The sequence below is a fragment of the Spirosoma humi genome, from assembly GCF_054776575.1.
The window spans coordinates 336,248-349,127 of the sequence record NZ_BAAHBR010000017.1 but is presented as its reverse complement, the minus strand read 5'-3'; the positions used below and the strand labels follow the sequence as shown (position 1 = coordinate 349,127).

The window sequence follows — 12,880 nt, the reverse complement described above, 5'->3', positions numbered from 1 at the left end:
CGGTGTTACGCCTTATCTGATCGCAACTCTTTCTCGGTGTAGATAAATCGTAACTCGACAATCTGCCAATTAAAAGTTCATTAAACAAAGCGAAACGTACCTTTATTCTAGTTAATAGGTGGGACGATCGATGTTAGCCTCGTCTTAACCGAACATGCAAACGCAGCACCCCTCCACCAAAAGTATCTTCGAACGGTTTTCATCGGCTGTCACGAAAGCCACAGGCAGCTCAGCAGCTTTTCTGTTGGCCCTCGGCACGGTTATTCTCTGGGCTGTAACGGGTCCTGTTTTTGGCTACTCCGAAAACTGGCAACTGGTTATTAATACGGGAACAACCATCGTCACCTTCCTGATGGTTTTCCTGATTCAAAAAGCGCAGAACAAAGAATCGATGTCGGTCCAGTTGAAGCTCAATGAGCTGATTGCGGCTACCAAAGGAGCCAGCAACCGACTGGTGTCGGTAGAAGACCTAACCGAAGAAGAACTGTGTGTGTTGCAGCAGCACTACCAGACTCTTGCCGAGATTACCCAGAAAGCCTCCGATCTCCGAAAGTCGCATTCGGTGGAAGAAGCCATCAAGGATGCCTCCGAAAAACTGGAAGAAGAATCAGGATTTGGGCATACGGTATAACACCGACAAGGGGGTGACCAATTGCTTAAGCCACCAGGTACTGTAACGTTTGGGCATTTCGCACAGCGTTGCCGGCCCCGTCGTTGTTAAAGTAAACGAATATGTCCTTTCCCATGTCTGCCCATTCTCGAATTCGTGCGGCCCACCAGTGCAGATCGGCGTCGGAGTACGAGCCGCCATACAGGTGGTTGGTATCCGGGCCATGTAGCCGAACGTAAACGAAAGGAGCCGTAACGCGCAGTATGCAGGGCAACTGCGCACCACTCATGATGCAGTAGGCAGCCTGGTGTTGCTCAAGCAGGGCAAAAATAGCGTCGTTGTGCCAACTTGGATGCCTGAATTCAACGGCGACGCGCATCCAGCGGGGCACCTGCTCCAGAAAATACGCCAGACGCTGGTAATCGCAGGCCTGCTGCGGAGCCAGTTGAACAAGCAGAACCGCCCGTTTATGCAGTAGCTCATGCCAGCAGGTTTTTATACGCTCCATCCAAATCTCGGGCTCAAGGAGTTTTTTGGCGTGGGTCAGTCCCCTGGGCGCTTTCACGGTCAGCAGAAACCCATCGGGCAAGCGTTGCTCCCAACCGGCGAAGGTGCTCTGTTTAGGCCAGCGGTAAAAGCTACTGTTGAGTTCAACCGTCTGAAATTTTTGTACGTAATACGCCAGCCGTTGCTGAACCGGCGTCGGATACGGGTACAGAACGCCCTGCCAGTGATCATAGCTCCAACCCGATGTGCCAATGTGAATCCCCATAGTAGTTACGTTTCGGATAGGATAAAACCGGAATCTTCTCCAGTAACCAATCCCGCTGAATCCTGTTGGATAAGGCCGAAAAAATCCAGCTACTTACACCCGTTCCGGCCTCCGCTGTCAACCGGTTCCTTCGTTCGTTGACTCCGTGGGGTCGATCTCGGTAATGGTGTAGGCAACAGCATGGCTGCTGGGCTCCGCGGACAGATGTGTCCATTCGCTGAACCGACGGGTGAAGGCGGCTCCGTAGTAAAACATCAGCGACGCATAAAAAACGAATAACAACAGGAGAATAATAGCCCCCGCGGTGCCGTAGAGCGAGCCCACCTGACTATCGATGAGCAGGTAATTCAACACGCCCTCCCCTAATTTAAAAAGGCAGCTTGTAAAAAAAGCACCCAGCCAAACGGCCCGCCAGGCAATTTTGACATCCGGCAGAAACTTGAATAAAAGAGCAAACCAAACCGTACGGATCAGCACCGACGCCACCAGATGAGCCATACTGACCAGTCCTTTGTAATAAGCCAGTGACGACAGGGCCATCGCTCCGCCAAGTTGAGTCACACGTTGCTCCACCGCTAGAAATGCACTGAACAGCAGCCCGGAACCCAAAATAATGGCCAGGGCGATGAGCTTGTCCGTCAGAACATTCAAGACGCCCCGTCCGGCTTTGGGCTTAACGCTCCAGAGTTGGTTGAGCGAATTTTTCAGGATGGCAAACAAGGTCGTAGAGGCCATAAACAATAACGCAAAACTAAGTACCGTTAACAGCAGGCTTGGTTTGGGAAGTTGAAGACGATGCGAAATATCTTCCAACTGATTGGCACTTTTAGGCCCGAACAGATCCGCCAGTTCATCGAACAGCTGGCCGCTCACGCGCTGGTAACGATCGTTGAAAAGCTCGCTCAGTACGCTGCTGAGAATAATAATGATGGGCGGCAGTGCGAAAAAGGAAAAGAAGGCCGTTGCTCCGGCCATGCGAACAGGGTCGTTGGCCTGCAGGCTGGTAAACGCCTGCCTGAGCAGCAGAAAAACCGGGATCACTTTTTTCAAACACGTACTTAATCTGGCGACTCTCACGTAACCCCATGTTGGGCCATAGGGTTCTGGCAACGTCCGTTTGTGCAATGCAATGGCCAGCATTCTGCCTAGTAGTATACCTAAAACGGCCCCGACTAGTGCCGGGGCCGTTCAATGAAGGCAATGACTGTATCTCCTCTATTTGGTGCCTTTCACCTGCGTCTGCAGTGTATACACCGACTCAGATGCCGTGATGAAAAGCATATCCCGATCTTTGCCACCAAAACAAATATTACCTACCCAGCCCGACGGAACCGGGATCGTCTGAAGCTTCACGCGATCAGGTCCATACACGGTAACGCCCTTGCCCGTCAGGTAAAGATTTCCCCGGTTGTCGAGTGTCATGCCGTCAGAGCCCTGGCTAACGTAAAGCAGGCGATTTTTCAGGCTGCCATCAGCCTGTATATCATACCGATACGTCTTGTTATCGCGGATGTCGGCCACATACAGGTATTTTCCGTCAGGGGTACCAATGATACCATTCGGCTGTTTCAGATCGCCGTCGACGAGGATGGCTTCTTTTTTACCCTGGGGCAAGTAATAGACCTTCTCTCCGTCGATGTCTGGTTTCTTGCGCTCCCAGTAGTCCCGCTGGTAATACGGGTCTGTAAAATAAATTCCGCCTTTGGGGTCAATCCACAAGTCATTGGGACCATTGAGCCGGTGCCCCTGAAAGTTGGTTAGCAGAACCGTGATTTTTTTGTTGGGACTGATGGCCCACAATTCATCTTTCTCGTCGGCGCACGTGATCAGATTACCTTTTTTGTCGAAATACATGCCGTTGGAGCGGCCGGCCTTATCCAGAAAAAGCGATAGTTTACCATCGGTATCGTACTTCCAGATTTTGTCGTTGGGCTGATCCGTAAAATAAACAGCGCCGTTTTTATCGACGGCTGGCCCTTCGGTAAACTTGAACTGGCTCGATATTTTTTGAAGCGTCGCGTTGGGCGCAATGATTGTTTCCGAATCAGTGCGTGGCATGGTGGTCGACTGGCCAAACAGAGTCCGGGATACAGCCAGCGAAATCGCCATCATCAGGCCCACCCTTTTATACTTGTTCATAAATAAACTGGATAGTTCTTTTTTAGATTCATCAAGCCAACGAGCTGGCTTCAGTTATAAAAGAACGCTTCCCGGATACCATACTCACGGGTCAACGCATCAACGACTGATAAACGGCTATATACTGCCGGGCACTTTCTTCCCAGGTGAACCGGGCGGCATTTCGGCGAATGGCTTCGGCTCTGGGTGTGCGCTCGTATGTTTCCATCCCCTCCCTATACACCGCCTGCACCACGTCAGCGGCAAAGCTCGGAAAGTAAAAAGCCGAATCGCCCCCCACCTCGGGCAGCGACGTTGCCATTGACAGAAATACCGGCTTGCCAAACTGCATTGCCTCGATAACGGGCAGCCCAAAGCCTTCGGCCAGCGAGGGGTGCAGGAAGGCTTTGCAATGCTTCAGGTACCAGATTTTATCGGTTTCCGAAACGGTACCCAGCCAGTGCAGGCGCTCGCCAACACCCATGCTTCGGGCCAACTGCCGCATCTGATCCACGTAGGCCGGGTCGTCATGATGGCCAACCAGCAGCAGTTCCAGATCCGGGTTCGACTGCAATAAAGGCAGCAGAACGTGGAAATTTTTTTTCTTATTCTGGTAGCCGATGCCCAGCAAAAACTCGCGGGCGGGCCTGTATCCGATGGGTTCTCCGGCTTGTTCCGGCAATGTATTGAGGCCGTTGTAGATGACGTGTATGGGTGTATTGCCGACATGACAATGGTCCAGAACGTTGCTCCGGGTAAATTCGGAAATGCAGACGATCGCATCGCTCTGATCGATCAGCGACTGCGTATGAGCCAGGCTTTGTTGCTGAACAGCCTCCGGTTTGCCTTCGTGCAGTACGTTCAGATCGTGGATGGTCAGCACAACTTTCAGGTTCGGGTAGTCCTTCTTTTTGGGAAAAATACGCCCGGACTGAAACGGCGCATGCCACACCCGACAGTCTCTCAGAAACGGTCGAAACAGCTTATGCCAGCGCGCTTCCACCAGATGATACGGCTCAGGATCGATCTGTAGTTTTCGACGGGGCGGTAAATACATCTGCATGAATGGCCGATTTTCTGCTTTAAGCAACTGATTGACATGGTCGCCAAGTTGCTGACAATAATGGTACAACCCAGAATGTGAATACTTCATCAGGTCGCAATCCAATATGATTTGAGACATGGATTAAAAGAGCAGGTTTATGGGGCAATTACCCGCAGATTTTGCTAGCTTATACAACATTATCAGGTTCAGGCCTGTTTTATAGGACAGGAAATACTGCTCAAACAGTTTCCAACCCTTTCACAAGGTTTGATACTCATCACCTATAGACGAACTGTCATGCCTGTAACTTATACAGGTATGCACTTATTTTTCGCGATGACGCTCGTTCTAAACTCTTCTGTTCAGTTAACCAACGTTATAAAGCGATTTCTTTATGCATCGAACCGTTTTTGATTGCGAGCGAATGAAGTACACCAACACAGGCCTGTACTACTTTTGTCTCAATCTGGGGAGGGCTCTCCAGCAAAATATGAGTCAGGAGAAGCTATCGGTATTCATGCCGAGCCACATGCAATCGGCGTTTGGCCCCTCCGTAGCTACCCTGCCGCAGCACTCGTTGCAGAAGTTTTTAATGCCGTCGGTTAGTCAGTATCACTTATGGCATTCTACATATCAGAATACCAATTACCTGCCCCGGCAGAATAAGAAAATAAAAGTCCTGCTCACGATTCACGACCTTAACTTCCTGTACGAAGATAAGTCTGATCGGAAGAAAGCCCGCTGCCTTCGCCATTTACAGGAAAACATCAACCGCAGCGACGCTATCGTTTGTATTTCGGAATTTACCCGCAACGACGTGCTGACCCACTGCGAAGTCGGAAATCGGGCCGTACACGTGATTTATAATGGAACGAACGGGTTGCCTAAGCCCGCGCTGGAAGAAAAATCCTACCGGCCCGCCGTTCCGTTTCTGTTCAACATTGGTGCCGTTACCCGCAAAAAGAACCAGCATCAGATTTTACCGCTGCTCCAAAGTAATCCGAGCATGGAACTCGTGCTGGCGGGCCGACACGAAGATAAGGCGTACGCGGATTTTATCCGGCAGCAGGCAACGGCGCTGAACGTTTACGACCGAACGCACCTGGTCAATGAAGTGACGGAAGGCGAAAAATCGTGGTATTACCACAACTGCCAGGCGCTGGTTATGCCGTCGCTGGCCGAAGGATTTGGCTTGCCCATCACCGAAGCGATGTCGGTTGGCAAGCCCGTATTCCTGTCGAAACACACGGCCATGACGGAGATCGGTAAGGATTTCGCCTTTTATTTTCAGGATTTCGACAACATGCACGACGACTTTCAGTCCGGAATGCAGCATTACCAGAAAGCGGGCAACAACATCCGGGAAGCAATGAAAGCCTACAGCGCTACGTTCAACTGGGAAGATTCGGCCCGGAAATATCTGGACGTTTACCGATCTTTGCTCGGGTAAATTACCCGTTCTGATCCAACTAGGGTCAGCTTTCCCATAGCGGATGGCTGGCCGTATACACGTTAAAACTACCGAATGAAGGTTTATAGACGGCTGATGGCGTATGCCAAGCCTTATGGAAAATTTATTGTTCCGTTCTTTTTCTTCACCATTATCAGTGTGTTTTTCAACGTCTTCCAGTTTGCGTTGATCATCCCATTGCTTAATTTCCTGTTCAATCCGACCAACACTGCCGACGCGGCCAAGTACGCGTCGATGCCGGAATTTCATCTGACCGGGAATTACTTCAAGGATATTTTTTACCACCTGATCTACCAGTTCAAAACGACGAACCCGATCTACGCGCTGTATTTTCTGGCGGGCATGATTGTGGTAGCGGTGATCATGACCAACATCTTCCGGTTTCTGGCGCAGCAGTGCCTGCTGGCCGCCCGGACGTTGCTGGTCAAACGATTGCGGGAGGCCCTGTTCGCCAAGATCAACAACCTGCACCTGGGCTATTTCACCAAGGAACACAAAGGAGACCTGCTTTCCCGGCTCAACGGCGACGTGTACGTCATCGAGAGCGTAGCCGGCAGTTCGATCGAGGTGGTCTTCAAAGAACCGTACATGCTCATTGGCTATTTCGTGGCGCTCTTCCTTATTTCGGCCAAGCTGATGTTATTTACGCTGGTAATCATCCCGATCTCGGCCGTGGGCATTGCAGCCGTCACCAAGCGACTCAAGAAGGAAGCCCAGGACGTTCAGTCATCGATGGGCCGAATGCTGACGCTCATGGACGAAACGCTGATGGGGATGCGGATCATTCGCTCCTTTAATGCGACGCCGTTCGTTCTTCAGCGGTTCAGCCTCGAAAACGATTTTTACCGCAAGGCCAGCCTGGAAGGCTTCAAACGTCGGGAACTGGCCCCTGCCTTCTCCGAAGCATCGGGCGTTTTTGTCGTGGCCTGTATTCTGGTGTACGGCGGCAGCCTGGTGCTAAACAGCGATAGCAACCTGCAGGCCAGTTCGTTCATTGCGTTCATTGCCATATTTTCTCAGGTGATCCGGCCCGCCAAGGCGATGGTGGTGGCCATCACGAACATTCAGCAGGGACAGGCCGCCGGTGAGCGTATCCTGGAGCTACTGGACAAACCCATCGAGATCAAAGACAAGCCAAACGCCATACCGATGGAACGCTTCCAGCGGGATGTCGTCTTCGAAAACGTCAGCTTCCGGTACGGGGATAAACCCGTCCTGAAAAATGTCAGTTTCCGGATGGAGAAAGGGCGAAAAATCGCGCTGGTTGGCCCGTCGGGCGTGGGCAAATCGACTATTGCTGACCTGATTCCCCGTTTCTACGAACCAACGCAGGGCAGCGTTACCATCGATGGCATCGATGTGAGCGACTACACCATGGAGTCGTTACGCAAGCAGATGAGCTTCGTGACGCAGGAAATCATCCTGTTTAATGACACGATATTTAACAACATCGCTCTCGGCCAGCCGGACGCCCGCTTGGAAGACGTCATTGCTGCGGCCAAAGTGGCTAATGCCCACGCGTTCATCATGGACACCGAAGACGGATACAACACCAACATCGGCGATCGGGGCATACGCCTAAGTGGCGGACAGCGGCAGCGGTTAAGTATTGCGCGAGCGGTATTCAAAAAACCGTCTATCCTGATTCTGGACGAAGCGACCTCGGCCCTTGATGTCGAATCCGAGAAATCCGTTCAGGAAGCCTTGAACAACCTAATGGAAGGCCGCACAACGCTGGTGATCGCCCACCGCCTGAGCACGATCAAAGAAGCCGACGAGATTCTGATCATGGAGGGCGGGGAGATCGTGGAGCGCGGCAACCACTACGATCTCATCAACCGCACCGACAGTATTTACAAGCGATTAAATAATATACAGGAGGTTTTGCAGTAGGAATGGAGGTTAGACTTAACGGTAAATACTTTCAAGTCTAACTTCTATTTCAATTAAATTACAAGACATTTATACTATATCCTATATTTTTTATGCTTACCTACTTATGAAAACTATAGAGCCAATATTACATCTCAACAACTAGTCAATTCTTCGATTTCCAGTCAAGTATTGGAATCTATCTCATGTGATACGATAAATTTAGCCCGTTCATATAACTCGTCATACATAACAATCTCGATATTGCGCTGACTACGTCTAAATAATTCAAATGTTTCTAGCTTTATTTCCTTCTCTAAATCTGTTCCTTTTATTTGCGATGAGCATCCAATTATTAATATTGCTTTAGGGTCAACTGTCCGTTGCAATATTCTTGCTCCAGATTTATTAAACATACTAACAGCATTACGACTTTTAATCTGCCATTCTGCTTTTTGTTCAAGTATCTGAGAAACAGCTTCAATTAAGTCTTTAGATAAACTCCAACTTCCTGATCGGTTTTGAGAAGTGTTAAATAAATTTGTTTCAGGCTTTTTCAGTTCAACTAATACTGTGAAATTTTTGTCACTTAACAAAAAGTCAGCAGTAACCGATTCTTTACCCGCAATTGTCGTAGTAGATACAGAAGCTTCACGTTGTAGTATAGACAGAAATCTGTAGTCTAATCCATACCCAAATATCCACGTATTGCGTTCGAAAAAGGCCTGCCATTCTTTTTCATCCCAAGTTGCTTCCTTTTGAAGTTGAGTTTTAAATTCATCTAGTGCTTGCTTACGCCCAGTTAAAATATTAATATCTTCTTTTGTTAAATGTTGACTACGAAGGGCATTTAAAAACGTTTCTCGCCCAGTAATTGACAATTCGTTTAACGCTTGTGCTGCATCTATAACACTTTGTTCTGATATTCCTTCTCTGCTATTATCCTTACTATCGTCCTCACTTCTAATTATATAAATTTCCCCAGGATGATCAGGAAGCATTTCCCTATAAATTAACTCTAAAAAGTCATACAAGGCCCTTATTTCGCCTTGCGTATCATTTATAGAAAAACGTTTCTCAAAGTCAACATAAAATCCAACCTTTCTTTTAACTACTGTATGAATGATCAAATCATATCCCTTAAATTCACCAGTATCATGATGTACAATTACGAAAAGTGTAGCTATTTTAAGAACTTTAGATCCATTTCTTAAAGTAGCATTGTGCACAAGCTTCAAACCAGGTTTACCTTTAAGCTCCATCGTTACTAAGCGAGTAACAATTTCTTCAGATGTAGTATTGGCAGGGAAGTCTGGTATTCCTTTAAAATCTCGTCGTGGTAATTCTGATTCTGGGAATGAGTCCATGTGAATAGTTTTAGATCCTAAATTAATAGAATTTATAGTATTTATGCTTTATAATTTTGACTTTTTACATTGGGCATTGACATAAACTATGATATCTAATGATCAGCTTGTACGTTTTAAAGCACTCATTAACATAAGTTATGTTTAGTAAATACATTTCAAATAATTTCTAAGTCTATCAATGCTTACTTAAGTTCTTATAGTCACAGTGTATGTCATTTATTACTGATAGCCAGTGAAGATCTCTAGGCTAGATTTACCCGTATTTTCATTGTTAGAATACATATTCTTTTAGCACTGGCACTTTAGGGTTAGCGAGCTCACTTCTAAGTTCGTAGGCGAGGTGATTTAATGAGTCATAAACATTGCCTCTTTGCGATGCTAATGATTCGCAGGGTTCTTCAATCTCTTTACCCATCATGTCATCCTCACCAATGGTTTTCTGCTTCCAACTGCTTCACCCCGCCACATACGCCACCGCTTTGTTAAACTTCGCCAGGACGGTTTCCCAGGTGTAGTACTGACGGACGTAAGCGCGGCCGTTACTGGCCATCTCGGATGAATCCTGCGTTAGCATTTGATGGATGGCTGCTGCGAACTCCTCGTAGCTTCGGTACAGCAGGCCCGCCTGGCTGCCCACGATGTGGTCGCGGAGGACGACGCATTCAGCGGTGGCAATGACGGGAATGCCCACAGCAAAGCTTTCCAGCGTTACCATCGACAGGCTTTCGTAGGGCGATGGCATGACCAGCGCTTTGGCGTGTTGCAGTAGACTCGCCTTCACCGGCTCGTCCACGAAACCAACCGGCAGCAAATCGGGGTGCTCGGGAATGGGCATGAACGCCTGCCCAACCAGAACCAGCTTCAAGGGCGATGGATGCTCGGCTTTGTAGCGCATAAAGAAATCAAACAGGGTGTCGCAGCCCTTCGCCGTGTCGATCCGGCCGATGTACAGCAGATAATCGGCATCGGTACCCAGTATCTCGCTCACCGGTTTTTCCGCCAGCGCAGTGGCTGGTTCGATACCCACGCCGACGATGTCATTGTAGATCGATTCATTTCTGAATAACTGGTGTACAAAGCTCCGCTCGGCCGGGGTATTGAACAGAATGGCACGCGGCTTCTTGAATAGTGGTCGGAAAACGGGTAAGTAAATAGGAGCCTCGTCGTGCGCAGTGGGAATAAGAATCGACTTGCGGGGCGCTACGTTTAAACCGGCAATGGTTGGATAATACAGGTACGTAATGAAAATCAGCGCGTCGTATTGTCGGTGGTTTCGCTTCAGGTAAGTGATCAGGTCGGGGGTGTAAGGCCCCTGATAGACAGCCCATAAATGACTATAGCGCCGGATCGTTTTTCCCGCCAGTGCCCGCGCCCACATATTGAGTCGGTTCAACCCCTGCCACTCTTCGGGCCGGGACCATTTTTTGAGTTTTCGCTCGACCTCCCAGCCCTCTTCGACCAGCCGTTCGTGCGCCGTGGCAAACCGGTGAACCCGCACCCCGTTGATGGTGACGGTTTCGGCCGGATACCAGTTGGTCCACATGGCGTACTCCAGCGCGCAACTGGTCAGAACGTCGACGTCGTAAGTATTCGCCAGCCGCTCGGCCAGCAGTCGACAGTGATATTCGGCACCTCCATTAACCTCAACGCCGTACCGCTGCACGACAAACGCTATCTTCTTCATAGAACTAAGCTAACGGATAATACCTGGCTACTGGTGTATTCCCGATTCATCCCGCCGGAGTAACTCCGCTCAGTCGAGTGTTTGGTAAAATTCGTTTTGTCTTTTCTGTCGCTCAATGTCTTTTCGGTGCAAAAGGCAAAAATCGTCCGTATCCGACGGCAGATAATGGCAATTCTGCTGGCCGTCCAGTTCTTCGTGTACTTTATTTTTCCAACGGATGGTCTGGTTCAGTTTAACTACGCGCAGTTGGTAATCCGGATAGTTTACTCGCCCCTGCTCATCCACCTGCCATTGCCAGGCATCGATCCATTCCTGCGTCAGTCCCTTCACCAGATTGATGCGGGGGACGGCCACACAATCTACTTTGGGGTGTTTTCGTAGTACGCCCTTCAATAAACGGAGCAGGTTTTCGCTGGGTAGTTCATCGGCGTCGATCTGAAACAGGTATTCGCCCGACGCCATCGGCAACAAGTGGTTCTTGAACGTGGCGAAATCGCCGTCGAGCCGTGCCGACTGGTGCGTTAATTTGCCCTGGTATCGGCTCAGCACGTCGGTAACCCAGTCGTCGGGCCGGGTGCTATCCTGCAACACCACGATCTGGTCGTGCGGATCTTTGTGAAGCAGCAGGAAAAGAATCAGCCGTTCCAGTTCCACCGCTTCATTGCAGACGGTAATCCCGTACGTCAGCCGGATACGACGGGCAAGCAATCGGTCAAGCATACGTTAGTTCTTTGTGAATCAACCGCGCTTCGCGCGTAGTCGGGTCAATGATCTGGATGCGATACCCTCGCCAGCTAAACGCCGGGAAAAGGCCATACCACAGTCGCTTCAGCAAAGATCGGGGTTTGGTGATTCGATGGTGTATAATCTCCTGCAGAAACATGACCTGCTCCAGTTGGGCCGCATCGGCCTTCCGGGTATCCAGCGAAACCAGGATCCCGTTGGTACGCGCGGCCGTCAGTGGTTTTATCTTCTTCGTCAGGTCGATAGCGGTAAAAGGCTGCTCCTCCTGCCTGTATAACGTTGGATCGAGGTCCGTGTAGATGGTCGACGCCCAGGGCTCCAGCTCTCGTAGTGCATCCACCGTGCCGTTGGTCAGCACCAGACCGATATCGTACGTCTGCCGAAGAAAAGCACGGTTGCGGAATCCCCATTTACGAATAAAATTTCGATTGGACTGCCGCTCAATTTGCCTCGTTCGGGATACATACTCGTCCGAAAACCGCGAGGTTTTACTGACGAAATGATAGCACAGCACATTGAACGCAACAATCATTTCGAGTCCTTTCAGGCTGAGTCGCAGCAGCAGATCATCGTCTTCGCAGAACATCGGATTGAATAATGGATCCAGACCACCCATTTCCAGCAGCACCTGCCGGGACGCCACCAGGAAAATGCCCTGGCTGGTCGTTACGGCTAGATGGTCTGCCTGCTTAGTTCGTTGTTGTTCAGCCAACGCAAATTGAAAGAAAGCCTGCCGCTGAAACGTCGTTATATCAGCCCCAAAATCCCGGACAATTTTTCCGGGGCGTGGATCATCCGCAAAGGTGGGTGGCTCCACAGTCGTGTAGAAAATCACCCGCTGCTGGGTTTGAAGCACTGTTAGTTGTTCAATGAAGCCGGGTGCCAGCACCATGTCGTTGTGCGCAAAAATGACATAGTCCGACGTGGCCAGCTCGATGCATTTGTTGTAGGTATCCGACAGGGTTCGTTCCCGTTCCTCGTAATAATACGCAACGTGGTCATCCTGCAGGGAATCGAGCCATTCGTGCGTCCCATCGACACTATTGAAACTGACGAAGACCATCTCAAGGGTTGGATACAGCCGACGCGTCTGGGTATAGACGTGCTGTGTGTAAACCAGGTTGTTTTTTACCCCCACCAATACCGAAAATGTCATGCTACTGCTCCTATTCTTACGACGCTGTGCAAGGTAAG

At 49.7% G+C, this 12,880-nt stretch carries 11 protein-coding genes; 3 read left to right on the top strand and 8 right to left on the bottom strand.

Features of this window, described 5'->3' with window-relative positions; genetic code table 11:
* Nucleotides 1–154 precede the first annotated feature (154 nt).
* The gene (locus ACYU8Y_RS23650) at nucleotides 155–631 is read left to right on the top strand and encodes a low affinity iron permease family protein (RefSeq protein ID WP_460940617.1); all 477 of its coding nucleotides are present in this window, start codon (nucleotides 155–157) and stop codon (nucleotides 629–631) included.
* Between the two features lie 25 nt (nucleotides 632–656).
* Here ACYU8Y_RS23650 and ACYU8Y_RS23645 read toward each other — a convergent pair whose 3' ends face one another.
* The 4 genes from ACYU8Y_RS23645 to ACYU8Y_RS23630 form a co-directional block, all read right to left on the bottom strand.
* The gene (locus tag ACYU8Y_RS23645; protein WP_460940616.1) at nucleotides 657–1,382 is read right to left on the bottom strand and encodes a DUF72 domain-containing protein; all 726 of its coding nucleotides are present in this window, start codon (nucleotides 1,380–1,382) and stop codon (nucleotides 657–659) included.
* Between the two features lie 117 nt (nucleotides 1,383–1,499).
* Nucleotides 1,500–2,423 (bottom strand): YihY/virulence factor BrkB family protein, encoded by a 924-nt coding sequence (locus ACYU8Y_RS23640; protein WP_460941208.1) that lies wholly within the window; start codon nucleotides 2,421–2,423, stop codon nucleotides 1,500–1,502.
* Nucleotides 2,424–2,597: 174 nt separating this feature from the next.
* Nucleotides 2,598–3,521, bottom strand: a complete 924-nt coding sequence (locus ACYU8Y_RS23635; RefSeq protein ID WP_460940615.1) for an SMP-30/gluconolactonase/LRE family protein — start codon at nucleotides 3,519–3,521, stop codon at nucleotides 2,598–2,600.
* Between the two features lie 91 nt (nucleotides 3,522–3,612).
* On the bottom strand, nucleotides 3,613–4,683 hold the full coding sequence (locus ACYU8Y_RS23630) for a glycosyltransferase family 4 protein (protein ID WP_460940614.1): 1,071 nt from the start codon (nucleotides 4,681–4,683) through the stop codon (nucleotides 3,613–3,615).
* Nucleotides 4,684–4,939: 256 nt separating this feature from the next.
* Here ACYU8Y_RS23630 and ACYU8Y_RS23625 point away from each other — a divergent pair, with 256 nt between their 5' ends.
* On the top strand, nucleotides 4,940–5,995 hold the full coding sequence (locus ACYU8Y_RS23625; RefSeq protein WP_460940613.1) for a glycosyltransferase family 4 protein: 1,056 nt from the start codon (nucleotides 4,940–4,942) through the stop codon (nucleotides 5,993–5,995).
* Nucleotides 5,996–6,070: 75 nt separating this feature from the next.
* Nucleotides 6,071–7,909 (top strand): ABC transporter ATP-binding protein, encoded by a 1,839-nt coding sequence (locus tag ACYU8Y_RS23620; protein ID WP_460940612.1) that lies wholly within the window; start codon nucleotides 6,071–6,073, stop codon nucleotides 7,907–7,909.
* Nucleotides 7,910–8,073: 164 nt separating this feature from the next.
* Here ACYU8Y_RS23620 and ACYU8Y_RS23615 read toward each other — a convergent pair whose 3' ends face one another.
* From ACYU8Y_RS23615 to ACYU8Y_RS23600, 4 genes are all read right to left on the bottom strand, one after another.
* Nucleotides 8,074–9,255 carry a Shedu immune nuclease family protein gene (locus ACYU8Y_RS23615; protein ID WP_460940611.1) on the bottom strand — a complete coding sequence of 394 codons (1,182 nt, stop codon included), beginning with the start codon at nucleotides 9,253–9,255 and terminating at the stop codon, nucleotides 8,074–8,076.
* Between the two features lie 457 nt (nucleotides 9,256–9,712).
* Nucleotides 9,713–10,942: a glycosyltransferase family 4 protein gene (locus tag ACYU8Y_RS23610; protein ID WP_460940610.1), complete on the bottom strand. Its 1,230-nt coding sequence runs from the start codon at nucleotides 10,940–10,942 to the stop codon at nucleotides 9,713–9,715.
* 69 nt (nucleotides 10,943–11,011) lie between these two features.
* A complete protein-coding gene (locus tag ACYU8Y_RS23605) occupies nucleotides 11,012–11,662 on the bottom strand; it encodes a glycosyltransferase (RefSeq protein ID WP_460940609.1) in 651 nt (216 codons plus the stop codon).
* Nucleotides 11,655–12,842, bottom strand: coding sequence for a glycosyltransferase (locus ACYU8Y_RS23600; RefSeq protein ID WP_460940608.1), 1,188 nt, complete (start codon nucleotides 12,840–12,842; stop codon nucleotides 11,655–11,657). The genes ACYU8Y_RS23605 and ACYU8Y_RS23600 overlap by 8 nt, the downstream gene beginning before the upstream one ends.
* Nucleotides 12,843–12,880: the final 38 nt, after the last annotated feature.